Source organism: Chryseobacterium sp. DT-167 (assembly GCF_058310155.1).
On the sequence record NZ_JBZEEQ010000011.1, the window covers coordinates 142,507 to 160,876 of the forward strand.

An 18,370-nucleotide genomic window follows, 5' to 3' on the forward strand; every position below is an offset into this window, starting at 1 on the left:
CATTTAATTTTGCCCAATTGACAAAAATTTTGACAACAAACGGAGAACTTTTCTTTATCCTGTAATTACCATTCTTAAATTAACTCATGAAAAATATTTACAACAAAGGAACTTTTAGATGTTTTGAATGGGGTAAAATTCCGCCATACTTAAAGAAATACGGCAATAAAAAATGGAGGAGAACTGAGAAATTCGAAATTGAAGATCAGCTCAAAGAAACTGTCAGATTTTTCAAAAAAAGAAGGAAAAGACGAAAATTAATCTGGGCTAAAATTACAAAAGAAGCATATGGAGGAACAATGTCTGAGTATAAAGGCTTTTACTCAGAAAAATCTTTTAGAAACTGTGTAAACAGAGCAAATGTAAAAAGATATTTTTTTATAAATAATGATAAAACAAAAAAGAAATGAACACATTTATCGACATTGGTATCAATTTAACCAATAAACAATTTAATAATGAACACAATGAAATTATTAATACTGCTCTCGCAAACGGGGTTCACTGGATGATTCTCACAGGAACGAGTGTTCGTGCAAGCAAAGAATCAGCTGTAATTGCAGAGCATTATCAGGATGTTCTCTTCTCAACGGCAGGAATTCATCCTCATGATGCAAAATCTTTTAATAATGAAAGCATTAATGAATTAAGGAAATTATTAAAACAAGACCACGTCGTTTCCATGGGAGAATGCGGATTGGATTTCGACAGGGATTTTTCACCCAGACCCATTCAGGAAAAATGTTATCGGGCTCAACTGGAATTAGCAATCGAAATTAATAAACCTCTTTTTCTCCATGAAAGATCAGCTTTTAAAAGATTTAATGAAATTACAGACGAATATTTATCAAAACTCCCAAAAGCTGTTGTTCACTGTTTTACAGGAACTTTAGATGAAGCAAAAACGTATCTGGATAAAGGATTTTATTTAGGATTTACAGGAGCAATTAGTGATCAAAATAGATTTAAATATTTGGAAGAAGTCATCAAATACGTTCCGCTCGAGAGAATGATGATTGAAACCGATGCGCCTTTTATGCTTCCGAAAAATATGCCCCGAATGCAAAATCGCAGAAACGAACCTTCATTTTTACCTTACGTTGCACAAACGATTGCGAGTTTAAAGAAGATCAGCATTTCCGAAGTAGCCGATGAAACTACAGAAGTCGCCCGAAATTTTTTCAGAATATAAAAAAGAGCTCTACAAATTAATGTAAAGCTCTTTTTTATACGATTTAAAATTTAATTTTCTTAAATGCTTTTCCAGGCAGCTTCCAAAGCCAGTTCGATCATAGGTTTCAAAGCCTTTTCTCTCTGATCTGCCGAAATATTTTCATGAGTCGGAATAATGTCAGAAACGGTAAGAATCGTTGCCGCATTTTTTCCTAAATGTTTTGCGTTGGCAAATAATCCAAATGCTTCCATTTCTACAGCCGGACAATCATATTTTGTAGCAATTGCCGGAATATTCGGATCTTTTCTGTAGAAAATATCACTGCTGTGAATATTTGTAGCTTTTGCCGTTAAAGACATTTCTTTTGCTGTTTCATTGATGATATTAAAAATATTTCCCTGATGAGAAATGATATCTTCTTCAATTTCCCATGCGAATTTTGCGTAGGTACTTTCACTTGCTGCATTTTCCACATTCAGAATATCAAAAACTTTCAGATCCGTTGTATAAGCTCCACAGGTTCCAATTCTGATGATCGTGTCAACCTCATATTCCGTAAACAGTTCAAAAGAATAAATTCCTATGCTAGGGAAGCCCATTCCGCTTGCTCCGACAGTGAGTTCTTTACCTTTATAAAGGCCTGTGTAATAAAAAATGCCTCTGGTCTGGCTTACCAATTTAGCATTTTCAAGAAAATTTTCAGCGATATATTTTGCACGTAGCGGATCTCCGGGTTGCAATACTACTTTGGCAATCTCTCCTTTTTTGGCACTGATGTGAACACTCATAATTTTTTTTGAATCGCAAAGATAATAAATATGTAATGTCTTCAAATCATTTGATTAATCTAAATCAAAATGTATTTTTGGAGCTGTTTCCCGCTTTCCGTTGCAATCTTTTTTTTCAAAAAAGGATTTTCACTGCAATCGGGGCTAGAACATTCGACAACATTTCAGCCTTTCAAAATAATCACAATATTTGTCCTTCGAAAGAGTCTCAATTTTTCAGATTTTTAAAAAGATATAACTTAATGATCAATCATTCATGTAAAAATTTTATACTCAGAGAAATAATTTTATTTTTGTTAGATGATGAAAAACCAATCCCCATTTTTAGACACTTTATTTTTGCTTCGGAAAGAGGAATGCATTACAATCTTCACAGATCTTCATGTGATCTCCAAAAAAGAAGAACAGGATGCGGCAGATTATTTTGAATCCGAATTCGAAAAAGAGCGGTTAGAATTTTTATCCGATCAGATCAGTTGTGACCGTGAAACGGCTGTATGGGCGGCAAAAGTTGTGTATCACAGTGCACAATTGCATTTAATAAGAGAAAATACGGCGAAAGATTTAAATAAATTAATTCCATTATTTAAAGGAAAAAGAGATGTTTCATCCCTATTATCAGCCGATTTATCGTTGAGATTTTTACCGCAGATTATTTCTGTTTTACAAAGTGCTGATCCTGAAGATGCTTTGGTCAAAATGCTGGAAAATATTTTAGCCCAATTTCATTATTGTGCCATCGGATTTGATCTCAATTTGGAAAATATCAACTGGGAAGAAGAATTAAAAGACAAAACCTACCGAAAATTATATCTTGAAAGAATCGTGGAAAAGAAAGCTTATTCTTTGGCGGAAATTCCATACATCAATCAATTGCTGGTCGCTGAATTTGGAATGTATAAAGATGTTTTTTGGAGAGAATTAAAAATAATTAATGATTAAAAACCTTTGTTTGCTTTGCTAGTGAAACGCCTTTATCTCAATCAATTTATTGATTTTAAAGGAATCGATGAATCTTTGATTTGCGAACTTAAAAACAGTTAGCTGTAAAAAAACTCTGCGCTCTTTGCGTCAAACAAAGAAGCAAGCAAAAATATAAAACAAAAAAATAATGACTCAACATATAGAAAAATTAAACACAGTTCTTACTTACGTTAAAGACACTTTCGTTGGGAAAAATGACGTCGTCGATTTATTGGGAATCTGTCTTTTGGCAAGAGAAAACGCATTTTTATACGGACCTCCGGGAACTGCAAAATCTGCTATTGTAAGAACATTGGCAAAAACCGTAAAAGACGGCAAAAACTTCGAATATTTGTTGACACGTTTCACAGAACCGAATGAAATTTTCGGACCTTTTGATATCAGAAAATTAAAAGAAGGAGAATTATTGACAAACACAGAAGGAATGATGCCGGAAGCGTCAATGGTTTTTCTGGATGAGATTTTCAATGCCAATTCAGCAATTCTGAATTCCCTTTTGATGGCTTTGAATGAAAAGATTTTCAAACGAGGAAAAGAAACGAAGAATCTTCCTGCGTTGATGTTTGTGGGAGCAAGTAATGTTCTTCCCGAAGATGAAGCTTTGAATGCGTTATTCGACCGTTTTCTGATCAGAATTAATGTAGATTACGTGCATCCCGATCTTCTTCAGCAGGTACTTTTGGCGGGAAGAAAGCTTGAAAATAACATCCAAACAGAAGCTCCCGAAATCCTTTCAAACGAAATCAGAGAGCTTCAGAATCTTTGTAAAACGGTTGATTTAAAACCTATTTATGAGGTTTATTTAAATACAATTATCAATCTCCGAAACACAGGAATCGCGATTTCCGACCGTAGAGCGGTAAAATTACAGAATCTTATCGCCGCAAGTGCTTTAATTTGTGGTAGAAATGAAGCGATCCTATCAGATTTATGGGTCTTGAAACATATTTGGGATACAGAAGAGCAAATCGAAATTCTGGAAGGAATCATCAACAGGACGATTGAAAAAGACGACAATCCAAAATCGCATCCACAGGCTTTACAAAACAAAACTCCGAATCCGGAAGAAGTGATGAAAGACGTGAAAATTCTGGTTGAAAAATGGAATAATGAAAACCTGAGTTTTGAGGAGCAAAATGTAATTAAAGATAAATTGAGATATCTTCAAACACGTTGCGACTGGATCAAAAATCCGGAACAGAAACAGTATATTCAACAAGAAATCGAAAGTCTATGGCAAAAGATTCTGCAGAGCGTATAAAAGAATTTTGGGCAGAACTTCCCAGAGTAGATGAAGATTTTCTGGGCTCGATTCGTGACTGGAAAAATGTTCAGATTGCGTTGGAAGAGGGCGTGATTTGGCTGAAAGGTTTTACTGATGAACAGACCGTTTCGTCAGAAATTCAGCAGTTGCCTAATTTTCTTTTGTATGAATTAAGAGAAGGACTTTTATTTCGAAAAGATGCTTTGGTTCCAAGTAAAAAAGTGAGAACGGCTTTGCTGTGGACTCCTATTGATAAGGCATTGCGATTAACTTTTCCTCCATCTAACCAAAATTTTTTCGGAATCGATGAAAAAGTTGAAATTACATTAAAACTAAGCGAAGAAGAGCAACCTGCAGCAGCTTTATTAAGTTCAATATCTGAAATTAGAGACACAATTATAGCTTTACCAAAATTCAAACTGGAAAAACTGGATTGGATTATTATTAATGATAAAGCATTATTTCTGGGAAATCCTTTGCTTGGTTTTCCGGGAAAAACATATTGGACGAAAGACGGACATCTTTTACCGACAGGTTTTGATTTTGAGTTTAAAAATTTAAGTTCTTTATTACAGAGAAAATATAATGCAGGTCAGGATCAATGGCTTTTATGGGACGAAAACGGAAGTGTTTTGTATCTTAATAAAAATGATTTCCGAAAATTGTCCGTAAGCTCATTTCGTCTGACTGAAAAATCAAAAGAATGGAATTAACACAATATTTCCAATCATACAAAGATTATTTTTGGGAATGGACAACTGATGAGGATGTTCCCGATGACACGGGATATCATGAAAACAACCTTATTTCAATTCCGAATGTAGGGGCAATTGCTTACAGACCTTATGTGATCGAAGTTTTAAAACAATTACAACCGCAAGGTTTACCTCCGTTTGGTTCTTTACTTTTGGTTCTGTATGCTTTGCAGGATGGATATGTAAACTTTGATGGTCTTTCTTATCATCTGAAAAAAATTCAGGAAAATTCAAGAATTAACAATATCAATTTAATTTTAGAGTTTTTAGAAAATTTAAATGGTTTACAAAAATCATATAAAGTCGGACAAACCAAAATTGTTTTACTTCAAACTCTTTTTAAGAATTCTCATAATGAAACTTCAGCAGGAAGCGCAGATTTAATTTTAAAAAGATTTGCGAAAAGACCTTATAAAATTGCTGAAAGTGCGATAAAAAAGGTTTTTCCCTCATTACTTTTTGTTACAGATGATCTCGGAAATCTATTACAGCTAAGTGAAAAATTTCCGACTACAGAGTCTATCATCAAAGCAATGAAAAATGATGTGGAAATCCCTGAGCTGGAAGATGAAGTTGTACAGGAAGAAACCACGGTAGAAACCGACAAGGATTTTATTCAGGAATTAATTGAAGAGCCAAAAACTTTTCAGGTCGGAAGCTTAATTAAAAGAATCTGGAGCGGTCTGAAAATCCCGATGCGTCATCTTTCTCCCGGTGAACAGCCGATCGGAGGAATTTCGGATATGAGCAATAAAGGCGAGTTTCACAGAATGCTTTTGTCCGAATTTGCCAATGAAGATGATGTTTTCATGAATCGTGTCGCAAATAACGAAGCGTTGTACATTCAGCGGGAAATTCCGCCTGAGGAAAATATTTTTGAAAGAATTATTTTAATCGATACTTCTCTGAAAAACTGGGGAACTCCAAAAGTTTTAGCGTTTGCATCGGCAATTGCGGTGATCAAACATCCGAAAGCGCATTCGGAATGTAAAGTTTTTGCGTTGGGACAAACCAATATCCCGATTTCTCTGGATAAAGTAGACGAGGTGATAGAAAACCTGAATCAGGTGAGTCCGGTTTTGGAAGTTTCGCAATCACTCGAAAAATTCTTTAATGAAGAACATACGGAAAAGGATCTGGAAGTTTTTTTCATTACGAATCAGGAAAATTTAACCAATCAAAATCTTCAAAAAGTCATTCACGAAAACAGAGGCCGGCTGAAATTTTTAGTAACAACTTCTTCGGATGGCGAACTGAATTTTTATAAGCATCATAAAGGAACGAGAAAACACATTCAGAGAATTGTGCTTCCGTTGCAGGAACTTTGGGCAAACCCGCCTCAACGAAGACAAAGAAGAGAAAGTAATAGCACCAACAATAGGAAAAGAGCAGATGTCCCTTTTAATTATCCAATTTTATTTCCAGCGCCGGTTAATAAAATTGCAAATTTTTTATATGAAGGTGAATTTTACATTTTAAGCAGTAAAAAACAATTGCTGAGAACGTATCTGTCTGATAATTATTATAACAAAAGCTATTATGATTATTATAAAATCCATCATGGCTGTGAAGTTTTAATTGAGAATATTTCTGTAAAACCGAAAGGGCAGTTTGCTTTGGCGAGAAATAAGCAGCAGGAATTTATTTTGTGTCAGTATCAACCGGATAAAAAATTGATTTCTAAATTAAATTTAAATACAAAAGAATATTCTGAACTGAATTTGACGGGAAAAAGAATTCCTGTCAATCATAAATTGGTGTATTTTGATAAAAGCTTTTACCTTCATCAGCATGACATTCCTTATAGTTATAAACTAAATATTGATGGAAATATTCATTTAGAAGAAGTATTTGAGAAGGATAAAGAAATGGATAAAAATACGTTGAAGGTTGAAGCAGAAATTAAAAAGTTATCTACCAGCGGAATTAAAATTCTGAGCAATTTCACCAATATCGGCATCAATACGGAAAAAAATCTCGTTATTTCCAATAATGAATTGACTAAATTATATGATAATTCAATAACATTGCATAAAAATAAGCATCAGATAAGAATTCTTGCAGAACAGAATAAAAACAGATTTACATTTTCCGACGGAAGCGAAATTATCACCGATTCACGAGGAATGCTGACTTTTAAAAGTAGTAATAAAAACATTCCGGAATTTTATATTCCATCCACGGATGATGGATTTCTGGCATTGGCGACCAACACAGAATTTGGTGGTTCTGAATATTATTTGCCTCAAAATACGCTGTTGAAAGTAAAAAAAATGGAAGAAATGTATGCTGAATGTCTGGAAAGATTTATAGATCAAATTTGGGAATATGGAGCTTAGAATTAAACCTTTTCCGAAAAATACTTATTCTAAAAAAGGACTTTTAATAAAGGGTTCTTCACCGTTGACATGGCTTCATGAGATGGAAATTTCAGGGATAGATTTAAATAATGTTCAGTCTTTCCCGGTTCCTTCCAACGAGCCGAATGTTTTATATGGCTGTTTCCTTATTTTTCAAAGTACGGCTCCGTCTGAGATTGGAAAGAATTCTTATTTTCAATGTGTTGATAATAAATTTTTTATTCCTGAAAATACCACTTTTTATCCAAAAATAAATTCCGAAGAATGGCAAAATATTGATTCGGAGTTTCTGATCATGCATCCGGAATTTGGATTCGTAAAATTGAATGAAGAAATTGACTGGATCTCATTAATTCAAAATCCAAATCAATCTAAAGATAAAACCCGAAAACCATCAAATGGTGTGAAAATTCCTCAGAATATTGAGGGTTACACCGTTGAAATGGATGATGAGAAAGTTTTAGAAGCACTTCAAAAGCCGCAAACCGAAGAAGAATGGATGAAAGACCTGCCTTTTGATCTGAAAAAAGTAATGGCAGGAAATAAAAAAGAAATCGAAAAATATTTAAAATACATAGAAAAATATCCCGACCGGGCTGTAGATCTTGGAATTCCGCTGGATGTAACGGGAACTTCAAGAGGAGATGGTTTTGCAAAATTTATGTTTGGAAACAGTTGGTTTGGAAAATTATTCGGCGGAAATTCTTCAAACGGAGAAAGTTCTGCATATTCTGAAAAATACCGTTGGGTGTTTTGGGTGTTTCTGATATTGATCGGAGTCAGTAGACTTTTTATGTATCTTAATAGGGAAGAAACTTCAAAAAATATTCCGATGGCTTCATCGGGAAGTATTTCAAATGAAGATAAGAATCAGATAAATCCTGTTATTGCTTACAAATCAGGAGTTACGGATATTGATATGAAGATCGATTCAATGTACGGAAGAAAAAGACAAGAGTTGGCTACTGAGAGATTGATGCTTCTTACAGGGAATACTGAAGAAGAAACTTATAAAGAATATATTAAAAATGGAGGAAGACCTATTGAAAAAATCTCTAAAGAAGCGGATTCAATAGAAAATAAAGTTGTTACAGCAAAAGACTCTTTAAAAAAAGTTTACCGCCAAAGAATCGTAAAATATTTAGTTCAAAATGAAGAAAAAGTAAAGAAAAAAATTACAGATTCTTTAACCAAAATAAGTTCTGGAAAACCTGCCGATAAAGGGATTATCAAAACAGTTCTGAAAAAGAAACAGATTTTAACTGAAGATTCTTTAGGAAGACTTTACGGAACAAAAGAAATAGCAGAACCACCGATTGATCTTAACAAAGGTAAAAAAGCTGAATCATTGGTGAGTGAAAAGCCATATTCAAAAAACGATATTTCTTTCTCGGAAATCATTTGGTTAATCATTTTGATGACAGGTATTGTAGGATTGTATAATTTTATTGTAAAAAGGAAATCTTTAAATATAGGAGGCAATAATGTTCCGGGCGGAATTAAAATTTTTCTTGTCATTTTGCTAGTTGCGATGCTGGCTTATATTTTCTATCCTTTGATCGAAATGTTCGGCTACAACTGGTTTGTGTGGATTCTTATTATTTGTGTTGTTCTTCTGCTTTACCGTTTGTTCAGCGAAGACAAAACCATTTTAAAATCGGATAAAGATGAATAGGCAGAAGTTTATAGACAAATTCATGGCAGCATTTTTTATTCTGGTAATCTTCAAAATTATTGGAATTCTGGCCGAGTTATTTCATGCGACGTTTTGGAATGTGATAGGAAATCTCGTGATTTTTATTGTCATAGCGGTGATTATTCTTTTAGTTATTACGGCTTTAAAAGATAAAGAAAAACAAAATCAGGGTGCAAATGGTCGTCGTGGAAAAGGTGGAAGCACTTATGTTGAGAGTTCGCTTTTCGACAGAATCAGAAATAAGTATGAAGATCTTGCTCAAAAGTACATCGCCGAAAAAAATTATAAAAAAGCTGCAAAAGTGTACATCAATCTTCTTCAGGACAATTACCGTGGTGCAAAAACTTTGGAAGACGGTGGTTTTTATAATGAAGCAGCGGTTATTTATCTTAAAAAATTAAAAAATAAATCTGAAGCAGCAAACTGCTACGAAAAAGCCAAACAGTATCGAAAAGCAATCGATTTGTATAAAGAGCTCGAACAAAAGGAAAAAGTAGGAGATCTGTACAGACAAATCAATGACATAAAAAATGCAAATACTTATTATCAAATGGTTGTAGACGATTATGTAGGCAACAATCAGATGGTAAAAGGTTCTTTGATTTATCGTAAAAAAATGGAAATGCCGGATGAAGCACAGAAGATTTTGCTGAAAGGCTGGGAAGAAGATCGTGATGCATTTAATTGCCTGAATAATTATTTTGCCAATATTTTTGATGTTAAAAAACTCGATCAGCAGATTCAGGAATTGTACAAGAAAACACCTTCGGATAAGAAGATTACCTATCTTGAAGCGATAAAATATGAGTTTAAAAAAGATCCGAAACTTCAAAATACAACAAGAAATATCGCCTACGAAATCATTGCGGAAAAAGTTGCAACGCGTTCGGAAATCGTCAATGAATTAAAACATTTCAATCCCGATGATGAGGTGATTTTGAAAGATATTTCGAGGTATAAGACGGGGAGGAATAGGATGTTTAGGAATTAATTTAATTAAAATCGCTAGATGAATAACTCAAATAAATATTTTCACCTTAATTACGAAGGAAAAAACGCTTACGAAATTGTAGATGAAATTATGAATAAATATAAAACTCCATTGTTTGCAATAAAGAAAATTAGAGAGATTTTTCCTAATCTTTCTTTAATGGAAGCAAAGGAAATAGTAATTATTGCAACTTCAGAACATAAAAGCTTGTATGATTATCAGGGAAGTCTACTTCCTGATCTTGAAGAATTGGATAAATTAATAAATGAAGAAGATAACAAAAGTAAAGATCAATAAAACATGCGACTGAAGTTCGCAAAGCTATAGTTTTTCATCTGTCAATCATAAAAATCGTTAAAAAATTAAGAAAAACATTTATCTTTGCACCAATAAAATTATGACAATACAAAGAGTACATATCAGTTTAAATCTATGCGATCGCCCAGCAATAAAGGGATCGTTTGGATATGAATGGATGATATTGGATGAGGCGAAATGTGCTTGCTTTGAAAATTATTTACTGTAAACTCGTAAAAATTTAATCAAAATACTGCAGAAACGCCTCGATGATCGGGGCGTTTTTTGTGTTTTTAGAGCAGAAATTATTTAGAATGAAAAAAAATAACCATAAAAGTGAAAATTATTTAATCAACAATGAACAATTAATAAGAAAATAAAGCGTGATCAATAACCCGATGAGAGACAGTCATTTAGGTAATTAAGATATCTGTAAATTATTACGGACAGAAATTCTCTATGCTGAAAATAGAGTATAATAAATTGATTTACAGATAGTTAATTAAAAAATAAATTTGTGAGTTAAAAAATTTCATACTTACTTTGCAACCGAAAATTAAAAGCAACACGTTTTTAATCTTTCCAAAAAACAATTTTAAACAACAAGAATATAATGAAACAATTACATAACATATCTAATCAGTATTCAAGACAACACGGACAAGAGCCGATGGGACTTGCGTGTATTCTTGATAGTGAATTTGTGGATAAAAGGTGCTTATATAAATGGGTCAGCTAATGTAGCGACACGTCAAAATATATAAAGCGCCTCCCGAAAAGAGGCGCTTTTTTTTATGGTTTCTTTAGCTTATTTGGTAAAGCGCCGGTCTGTGGAACCGGAGAACAGGGTTCGATCCCCGGAGATACCCAAAGTGAAAATCTCATAGCTCAATAGGTTGGAGCATCGGTCTGATACGCCGAAGGTTGAAGGTTCGAGTCCTTTTGGGATTACAATAAAATCTCATAGCTCAAATGGTTAGAGCACCGGTCTTTTAAACCGGGGGTTGAAAGTTCAAATCTTTCTGGGGTTACAAAGATTTCGTAGCTCAATTGGATAGAGCATCGGTTTTCTAAACCGAGGGTTACAGGTTCGAGTCCTGTCGAGGTCACAAAAAAGGTCTATTGAGGTAATGGCTAACCTGCCTGACTGTCGCTCAGGCACTGCGAGTTCGATTCTCGCATAGACCGCAAAGGTTCACGGAAAAAATTTCTGATCCGACTGTCTCTCGGAAAAGAATTTTGAAGTGAATCTGCAAAACTGGAAATATAACGGTGGTTGTTTACCCGTCTTGGACGCGGGAGGTCGCAAGTTCGAATCTTGCTTTCCAGACAATTTGCTCCATTCGTCTAATGGTTTAGGACGGCTGCCTTTCGAGCAGTAAATAAGGGTTCGATTCCCTTATGGAGTGCAAACGATTTCGTAGCTCAATAGGTTAGAGTATCGGTTTCATAAGCCGAAGGTTGAAGGTTCGAGTCCTTCCGAAATTACAAAATGATTCTGTAGCTCAATGGTAGAGCACCGGTCTGTTAAACCGGAAGTTGAAAGTTCGAGCCTTTCCGGAATCGCAAAAAAAACTAAATGTTAATTGTTTCAAAGAGAAAGAAAAAGTTTGTCGAGAGCAGAAGATCTTTACGCCAAAAACACAATATAGACAGGCTTTTTCTTAACTCAAAAAAAGGGGTTGGAATATGGATGAATGAAGTTTTAAACATAATATAAATTTTTAGATAAAATAAAGTTTGTCAAAGCGCAGAAGTTCTTATATCAAACAAAAAATTAAGACAGACTTTATTTTAATAGAAGTTAGAGGTTAGAAATTAGAAATTAGAAGTTAGTTTAAAAATTACTAATTACTGATTACACATAAAAACGATGGTTCGCCGAAGTGGAAGAGTCGGGGCGGTCTGCAAAACCGTTGTGAAAACTGAGTGGGTTTGAATCCCATAACCATCTCAAATAACTAAAATGAGATTAGTTCCGAAGAAAAAATAAAAGTTTGTCGAGCGTAGAAGTTCTTATATCAAACTAAAAAAATAATGACAGGCTTTGTTTTTCTTCACAAAATTTAGAGTTAAAAGTTAATTGGAAAAATTACTCATTACCAATTACTTATTACCCATAAAAAAGGGAAGTACGCCGAAGTTGGAGAGTCGGGGCAGACTGTAAATCTGTTGCTTCATTGCTGAGTAGGTTCGAATCCTACTACTTCCACAAACACCGCTGATAATGTAATGGCAGCATGCAGGAAATGTACTCTTGTTGTTTAGGTTCGATTCCTAGTCAGTTGGTTAATTGCTCTATTCGTCTAACGGTTCAGGACGCCTGCCTTTCGAGCAGAAAACAAGGTTCGATTCCCTTATAGAGTACAAAATATAAATAATGAGTAATGTGCAATAAGTAATTGTTGAAGATTTTTAATATTACTAATTACCTATTACTCATTACTAATAAACTTGGAAGAGTGGGGTAGCAGGTCTGCACGTTAGTCTGAAAAACTAGAGGTACAGGTTCGATTCCTGTCTGTTCCACAAAATTGATTCATAGTGTAATTGGTCAGCACACAAGACTTTGACTCTTGTTGTTCAGGTTTGAGTCCTGATGAATCAACAAAAACTGCTTCGATAGTGTAATGGCAGCATCTCAGTCTCCAAAACTGATGGTATTGGTTCGAGTCCAGTTCGGAGTGCAAAAAAATGAATGGTCAATAATTAAAAAATTAATGATTCATAACTAACAAATTAAAATTTAAATAAAACAATTTAAAACATGTAGAAAAAATGGAAACGCAACAACAAACATGGCAAAACATGACCGGAAAAATTTTCCAAAACTCTATCACACAGCTGGTAGAAGAAGCCATCATCCGCGAACAGGCAAATGGACACCGACTGAAAGTGTGTGTGGGTTCAGACTCCCACGTTTACGGTGACGCCATTAATTATGCTACGGCAGTTGTCTTTATTCGTGAGGGAAAAGGAGCGTTTACCTTTATCAGAAAAGAAAGAGAAATACAGAATATCAGTATCAAAGAGCGAATGCTGAACGAGGTTAACAAATCTGTAGAAATCGCCTACGCCATTTGCTCTATTCTGGAAAATTATGATGTGGAAATGGAGGTACACGCAGACATTAACACCGATCCGGATTTTAAATCCAACGTCGCTTTGAAAGATGCGATGGGATATATTCTGGGAATGGGTTATATATTTAAAGCAAAACCTTACGCATTTGCAAGTTCCAATTGTGCTGATATGATGGTGTAATAAAGTAGGAAGCGGGATGTAGGAAGATGGAAGTTTTCTAAAACCTATATAAACTTTCTGCATCCAGCTTCCGTTCAAAAAAATTAAAGTAAAATGTTTTTATACGATAAAGTAATTGTCATAGATATTGAAGCCACCTGCTGGGAAAAAGGGCAGATCCCCGAAAATCAAAAAAGAGAAATCATTGAAATCGGGATCTGTAAACTCAATGTGGCGGATGGAAGTATTGAGGATAAAAGAAGTTACCTGATAAAGCCGACACAATCGAAAGTCAGCGAATATTGTATACAATTGACAGGAATTACTCCCGAAAAGTTGGAAAAAGAAGGGATTTCTTTTAAGGAAGCTTGTTCAAACATCAAAAACAGATACAATTCATTAAGAAGAACATATGCTGGTTATGGTGGATTTGACAAATTGATTATGGAAAGTCAATGCAGAGAATTTGATGTTAAATTTCCTTTTAGTAAAACATATCTTGATTTGAAAGTGTTGATAAGTTTGATGAGCGGAGAAAAGCCAATCGGACTATTGAAAGAACTTCAGGCAAGAAATATAGAATTTGAAGGGAGTGCGCATAGTGGAGCAGATGATGCTTTTAACACAGCGAAATTACTATATGATATTTTAAAAAAATAAAGAAATGGAACTTACAAAAAGATTATTATTTCTGGATGATATAAGATATCCTATTGAAGCATATCATTATACAAAACAGGATATTTTCCTCAGAAAAGACTGGCATATTGTTCGGAATTACGAACAGTTTGTCAACAGGATTTTGGAAAAAGGACTTCCGGAAATGATTTCTTTTGACCACGACCTTGCAGATGAACATTATTTAAAACCAGATTCTCAGGAATTCGTTGAAAAAACAGGTTACGATTGTGCAAAATGGTTGGTAGAATATTGTTTGGATAATTATTTAGACTTACCACAATTCTATTGTCACTCCATGAATCCTGTTGGAAAGGAAAACATTGAAAGCCTTTTAAAAAATTTCAAAAACTATTAAAAAATTAAAATAATGATTTTCAAAACATATAACTCTATAGAAAATGCTTACCAAACCCGCGTGATCGATCAGATCAGGTTGCAGGGTTTTGGGGATGAGGTTTTCATCGTGCAGGAGAAGGTTCACGGTGCTAATTTCTCTTTCTTTACCGACGGAAAGGAGATTAAAATAGCAAAAAGAACCGCTTTCATCGAGAAGGATGAAAAATTCTATAACGCCCATCAAATGTTGGAACGTTACAGAAAAAACGTAATTGAATTGTTCGAAAAAGTGAAAACGATCCATCCGGATTTGGAAACTGTAGTGATCTATGGTGAACTATTCGGTGGCGGTTACAAACATAAAGAAGTTGAGCCCGTAAAAGATGCAATAAAAGTTCAAAAAGGTGTTGAATATGCACCTCACAACGAATTTTACGCATTCGACATTAAGTTGAACGGCACTACTTATCTGGATACCGATTTGGTCAACCAAATTTTCGAGGAAACCGGATTTTTCTATGCAAAGATCTTATTTCAAGGTACTTTGGACGAGGCTTTGAAGTTTCCGAATGTTTTCGATTCTAAAATTCCGGCTTGGTTGGGATTCCCTGAAATTGAAAATAATATGTGTGAGGGAACGATTGTCAAAACTTTGAAAACCAAATATTTTGGAAACGGTTCAAGGATCATTTTGAAAAATAAAAATGAAAAGTGGACTGAGAAATCTAAAATGGTTAGAAAAGACAGACCTGTTAAAAAAGAAGTTCGTTTCAGTGAAAATGCCAAAAATATTTTGGAAGAAATCCAAAAGTATGCAACTGCAAACAGGTTGAACAACGTTGTTAGCAAGATTGGTAAATTTGAACCTAAGATGATTGGCAAAGTGATTGGTCTTTTTTCACAGGATATTTTGGAAGATTTTGAAAAAGATTTCCCGAAAGTTTTCACAACCATAGAAAAAGAAGAACAGAAAAGGATCAACAAAAAGTTGAATTCTTTAGTCATTGACGTTGTAAAAGAAGAGTTGATGACTCTAAAAGTATAGTTTCGGTAATTTATTATCGAAACTTTTTTATAAGTTTAATTGAACAATAAAAATCGCAAAAAGTTTATTTATTAAACGCTCACTTTGTCTTTCCGTAGGGATCTAAGCAAAGCTTGTAGAAATAATGATTAAAAAATACGAGCTTAGATTCTTTCATAATGACGAACAATGAGTAGAATTTTTGTAGTTAAAATAACAATCAAAAAAATGAAACCAAATATATTTTTTACAGCAGACCATCATTTTGGTCACGAAAATATTATAAAATTTTCCGAAAGACCATTTGAGTCTTTGGAGCACATGAATGAGGAACTTATCAAAAGATGGAATGAGAAAATCGGAGAAAATGACATTGTTTACCATTTGGGCGATGTGAGTTTAGGAAAACCGGATGTTACAAAGGGTATTTTAGATCGATTGAATGGTAAAATCCATTTGATAAAAGGCAATCACGAATATTCTGCTCTTCGGGTTTCCGATAGATTCGAATGGATTAAAGATTATCACGAGCTTTCCATTGAAGATGAAGAAGCAACTCAGGGTAAACAGAAAATTATACTCTTTCACTACGCCATGCGAACTTGGAATGGTTCACATCGCGGCGTTTGGCAGCTCTACGGTCACTCACACGGAACTTTATCTGATGATGAAAATGCTTTAAGCATTGATGTTGGAGTCGATTGTCATAATTTTTATCCGGTTTCCTACGAAGAAGTCAAGGAATTGATGAAAACAAAAAAATGGACGCCACCTTTTGCTCCGAGAAACTAAAAATGCTCCTTTCGGGGAGCTTTTTTGAAATTATTTTTTTACTGCGTAAATAGAATGCGTACTGATGGTTTTATCTTTGCAGAGCTTTAGCAACAATTCTTCCTTAGGGTATTTCCTCCCGCTTTCTCCTCCAACTTTAAAACCGAATGCAGATGAAAAGAAAATATGTAGAATAAATCAATAAAAAATGAAAACAACAAACGAAATATTAATCGTCGACTTAGAAGCGACTTGCTGGGAGAACGACAGGATTCCCGCTGGACAAAAAGTCGATATTATAGAAATAGGAATTTGCGAATTAAACAGAACAACAAAAGCAATTTCCAAAAAACAAAGCATTTATGTTATTCCGGAAAGGTCTAAAATCAACAAATTTTGTACAGATCTTACGGGAATAACTCCAAAACTGATAGAAGAAAGAGGAATTCATTTTGAAGAAGCCTGTGAGAAAATCAGGGATGAATATGATTCAACTTCGCTTACCTGGGCAGGTTTTGGAAATTTTGATAAAGAACAGATAATGGAACAGTGTGATCATCTCGGTATCGAAAATCCTTTTTCAGAAAATTATATCAATGTGATGCATCAATTCAAACATTATAATGGACTTCATAAAATGATGGGTTTAAAAAGAGCCCTGCGTGCTATGAATATGGATTTTGAAGGAAGCCATCACAGCGGAGCAGACGATGCTTACAATGCAGCCAGAATTTTGAGAGAAATTTTGGAATAATAATTTTGGTAAGGAAGGTGGGAGCGGGAAGCAGGAAGTTTTTACAGTATGGCATTCACTTCCAGTCTCGAACTTCAAACTTCCAACCTTTAAAATATTTAAAAAAGTGAAAACAACAGACAACATATTAATTATAGACCTCGAAGCTACGTGTTGGGATGACCGACCGCCGAGAGGTCAGGAAAGTGAAATCATAGAAATCGGAGTTTGTATCATGGATGCAAAAACCGGTAAGATTTCTCACAATGAGGGAATTTTAGTAAAACCTCAATTTTCAAAAGTAAGTCCGTTTTGTACGGAACTGACTTCCATTACTCAGAAAATGCTTGATGAAGAAGGTATTTTATTAGAAGATGCTTTGGATATTCTGAGAGCAGAATACAATTCTGAAGACCTGACTTGGGCAAGTTATGGAAACTATGATCTGGATATGCTTCAAAATCAGGCAAGAAGATTCAATGTCGATTATCCTTTGAGTGATGATCATATCAATGTGAAAACATTATTCGGACAAACGCATCCGACCATCAGAAAAAGTGTCGGAATGGCAAGAGCTTTAGGTGAATTGAATTTCAAGCTTGAAGGCACGCATCACAGAGGTGTGGATGATGCGAAAAATATTGCGAAGATTTTACATTGGTGTTTGCAACAGTAGTAATGTAACAATTTAACAATATAGAAATATAACAATGGCTTCCTTGGATAGAGGGAGCTTTTTTTATAGTTATCCTGTCATTGCGAGAAGCGAAGCGACGAAGCAATCTCAATAAATAACAATAGATTGCTTTACTTTCAGTTCGCAATGACAAAAAAATTACATTAAAATATTCTACGCAAAAACACTGCGCAACAACAACCTTACTTTGCATCATCAAAACAAAACAATACTAAAATTTTGAAAACAGATTTTAGTCAAAATATCAGGCAAGTCTTGTTGAGTGTTTCTGTATAGCACCATTGCAGAAGATTTTGTTGAGAAATATTATTTTTTTCTGTTCAACTTGACTTGAAGGTTTCGGAATTTTCCAAAAAATTTCACATCGCTCTATAGGTTGAAGGTTCGAGTCCTTCTATTTCCAAAATGGGAATATAGTTCAATTGGTAGAACAATAGATTTTAGCACAGGTTCGAATCCTGTCTTCACTTCGGGTGAAGTAGCTCAGTCTGGTTAGAGCACTACACTATTAATGTAGGTTGAAAATAGACTTAAAATCTATTTTTTATTAGAGTTTGAATATCTCGTTAAAAATAT

Annotated in this window: 17 protein-coding genes and 16 tRNA genes; 32 read left to right on the top strand and 1 reads right to left on the bottom strand. The window is 34.4% G+C overall.

Annotated elements, in window-relative coordinates:
* Positions 1-86 precede the first annotated feature (86 nt).
* Positions 87-410: a hypothetical protein gene (locus tag AC4FQ5_RS15015; RefSeq protein WP_491144594.1), complete on the top strand. Its 324-nt coding sequence runs from the start codon at positions 87-89 to the stop codon at positions 408-410.
* Positions 407-1,192: a TatD family hydrolase gene (locus AC4FQ5_RS15020; RefSeq protein ID WP_491144596.1), complete on the top strand. Its 786-nt coding sequence runs from the start codon at positions 407-409 to the stop codon at positions 1,190-1,192. The genes AC4FQ5_RS15015 and AC4FQ5_RS15020 overlap by 4 nt, the downstream gene beginning before the upstream one ends.
* 59 nt (positions 1,193-1,251) lie before the next feature.
* Here the strand turns inward: AC4FQ5_RS15020 and deoD are convergent, their stop codons facing one another.
* Positions 1,252-1,962, bottom strand: a complete 711-nt coding sequence (gene deoD, locus AC4FQ5_RS15025) for a purine-nucleoside phosphorylase (protein WP_491144598.1) — start codon at positions 1,960-1,962, stop codon at positions 1,252-1,254.
* Between the two features lie 300 nt (positions 1,963-2,262).
* On the opposite strand from deoD, the gene AC4FQ5_RS15030 reads away from it, so the two are divergent.
* The 30 genes from AC4FQ5_RS15030 to AC4FQ5_RS15175 all read left to right on the top strand — a co-directional run bounded on the left by AC4FQ5_RS15030 (position 2,263) and on the right by AC4FQ5_RS15175 (position 18,261).
* A complete protein-coding gene (locus AC4FQ5_RS15030; RefSeq protein WP_491144600.1) occupies positions 2,263-2,904 on the top strand; it encodes a hypothetical protein in 642 nt (213 codons plus the stop codon).
* A gap of 169 nt (positions 2,905-3,073) precedes the next feature.
* The gene (locus AC4FQ5_RS15035; RefSeq protein WP_491144602.1) at positions 3,074-4,207 is read left to right on the top strand and encodes an AAA family ATPase; all 1,134 of its coding nucleotides are present in this window, start codon (positions 3,074-3,076) and stop codon (positions 4,205-4,207) included.
* Positions 4,180-4,923: a hypothetical protein gene (locus AC4FQ5_RS15040; protein WP_491144604.1), complete on the top strand. Its 744-nt coding sequence runs from the start codon at positions 4,180-4,182 to the stop codon at positions 4,921-4,923. Before AC4FQ5_RS15035 ends, AC4FQ5_RS15040 begins: the two co-directional genes overlap by 28 nt.
* The gene (locus AC4FQ5_RS15045; protein ID WP_491144606.1) at positions 4,914-7,304 is read left to right on the top strand and encodes a hypothetical protein; all 2,391 of its coding nucleotides are present in this window, start codon (positions 4,914-4,916) and stop codon (positions 7,302-7,304) included. Before AC4FQ5_RS15040 ends, AC4FQ5_RS15045 begins: the two co-directional genes overlap by 10 nt.
* Positions 7,294-9,000 carry an APC family permease gene (locus AC4FQ5_RS15050; RefSeq protein ID WP_491144608.1) on the top strand — a complete coding sequence of 569 codons (1,707 nt, stop codon included), beginning with the start codon at positions 7,294-7,296 and terminating at the stop codon, positions 8,998-9,000. The genes AC4FQ5_RS15045 and AC4FQ5_RS15050 overlap by 11 nt, the downstream gene beginning before the upstream one ends.
* A complete protein-coding gene (locus AC4FQ5_RS15055; RefSeq protein WP_491144610.1) occupies positions 8,993-10,012 on the top strand; it encodes a tetratricopeptide repeat protein in 1,020 nt (339 codons plus the stop codon). Before AC4FQ5_RS15050 ends, AC4FQ5_RS15055 begins: the two co-directional genes overlap by 8 nt.
* Before the next feature lie 18 nt (positions 10,013-10,030).
* Positions 10,031-10,309, top strand: coding sequence for a hypothetical protein (locus AC4FQ5_RS15060; protein WP_491144612.1), 279 nt, complete (start codon positions 10,031-10,033; stop codon positions 10,307-10,309).
* An 802-nt stretch (positions 10,310-11,111) separates the two neighbouring features.
* Positions 11,112-11,179: transfer RNA gene (locus AC4FQ5_RS15065), tRNA-His, on the top strand.
* 7 nt (positions 11,180-11,186) lie between these two features.
* Positions 11,187-11,260 (top strand) — tRNA-Ile (locus tag AC4FQ5_RS15070).
* Between the two features lie 6 nt (positions 11,261-11,266).
* Positions 11,267-11,340: transfer RNA gene (locus AC4FQ5_RS15075), tRNA-Lys, on the top strand.
* Positions 11,341-11,344: 4 nt separating this feature from the next.
* Positions 11,345-11,418: transfer RNA gene (locus AC4FQ5_RS15080), tRNA-Arg, on the top strand.
* 7 nt (positions 11,419-11,425) lie between these two features.
* Positions 11,426-11,497: transfer RNA gene (locus tag AC4FQ5_RS15085), tRNA-Asp, on the top strand.
* A gap of 70 nt (positions 11,498-11,567) precedes the next feature.
* A tRNA-Pro gene (locus AC4FQ5_RS15090) sits at positions 11,568-11,639 on the top strand.
* Positions 11,640-11,645: 6 nt separating this feature from the next.
* Positions 11,646-11,718 (top strand) — tRNA-Glu (locus AC4FQ5_RS15095).
* A 5-nt stretch (positions 11,719-11,723) separates the two neighbouring features.
* A tRNA-Met gene (locus AC4FQ5_RS15100) sits at positions 11,724-11,797 on the top strand.
* A gap of 6 nt (positions 11,798-11,803) precedes the next feature.
* Positions 11,804-11,875 (top strand) — tRNA-Asn (locus tag AC4FQ5_RS15105).
* 306 nt (positions 11,876-12,181) lie between these two features.
* Positions 12,182-12,263 (top strand) — tRNA-Cys (locus AC4FQ5_RS15110).
* 174 nt (positions 12,264-12,437) lie between these two features.
* Positions 12,438-12,521 (top strand) — tRNA-Tyr (locus tag AC4FQ5_RS15115).
* 83 nt (positions 12,522-12,604) lie between these two features.
* A tRNA-Glu gene (locus AC4FQ5_RS15120) sits at positions 12,605-12,676 on the top strand.
* 89 nt (positions 12,677-12,765) lie between these two features.
* Positions 12,766-12,838, top strand: a tRNA-Phe gene (locus AC4FQ5_RS15125).
* Positions 12,839-12,844: 6 nt separating this feature from the next.
* Positions 12,845-12,917, top strand: a tRNA-Gln gene (locus AC4FQ5_RS15130).
* A gap of 8 nt (positions 12,918-12,925) precedes the next feature.
* Positions 12,926-12,996, top strand: a tRNA-Trp gene (locus tag AC4FQ5_RS15135).
* Positions 12,997-13,087: 91 nt separating this feature from the next.
* A complete protein-coding gene (locus AC4FQ5_RS15140) occupies positions 13,088-13,573 on the top strand; it encodes a ribonuclease H-like YkuK family protein (protein WP_315054581.1) in 486 nt (161 codons plus the stop codon).
* A gap of 93 nt (positions 13,574-13,666) precedes the next feature.
* A complete protein-coding gene (locus AC4FQ5_RS15145) occupies positions 13,667-14,212 on the top strand; it encodes a 3'-5' exonuclease (protein WP_491144613.1) in 546 nt (181 codons plus the stop codon).
* A 4-nt stretch (positions 14,213-14,216) separates the two neighbouring features.
* Positions 14,217-14,588, top strand: a complete 372-nt coding sequence (locus AC4FQ5_RS15150; protein WP_491144614.1) for a cyclic-phosphate processing receiver domain-containing protein — start codon at positions 14,217-14,219, stop codon at positions 14,586-14,588.
* Between the two features lie 12 nt (positions 14,589-14,600).
* Complete coding sequence (locus AC4FQ5_RS15155) at positions 14,601-15,614, top strand: RNA ligase, Rnl2 family (RefSeq protein WP_491144616.1); 1,014 nt, start codon at positions 14,601-14,603, stop codon at positions 15,612-15,614.
* Between the two features lie 207 nt (positions 15,615-15,821).
* Positions 15,822-16,385 (top strand): metallophosphoesterase, encoded by a 564-nt coding sequence (locus AC4FQ5_RS15160; RefSeq protein ID WP_491144617.1) that lies wholly within the window; start codon positions 15,822-15,824, stop codon positions 16,383-16,385.
* Positions 16,386-16,572: 187 nt separating this feature from the next.
* Positions 16,573-17,118 carry a 3'-5' exonuclease gene (locus AC4FQ5_RS15165; protein WP_491144618.1) on the top strand — a complete coding sequence of 182 codons (546 nt, stop codon included), beginning with the start codon at positions 16,573-16,575 and terminating at the stop codon, positions 17,116-17,118.
* A 106-nt stretch (positions 17,119-17,224) separates the two neighbouring features.
* Entirely contained in the window at positions 17,225-17,773 is a 549-nt protein-coding gene (locus tag AC4FQ5_RS15170) for a 3'-5' exonuclease (protein WP_491144620.1), read from the top strand.
* A 428-nt stretch (positions 17,774-18,201) separates the two neighbouring features.
* Positions 18,202-18,261: transfer RNA gene (locus tag AC4FQ5_RS15175), tRNA-OTHER, on the top strand.
* Positions 18,262-18,370: the final 109 nt, after the last annotated feature.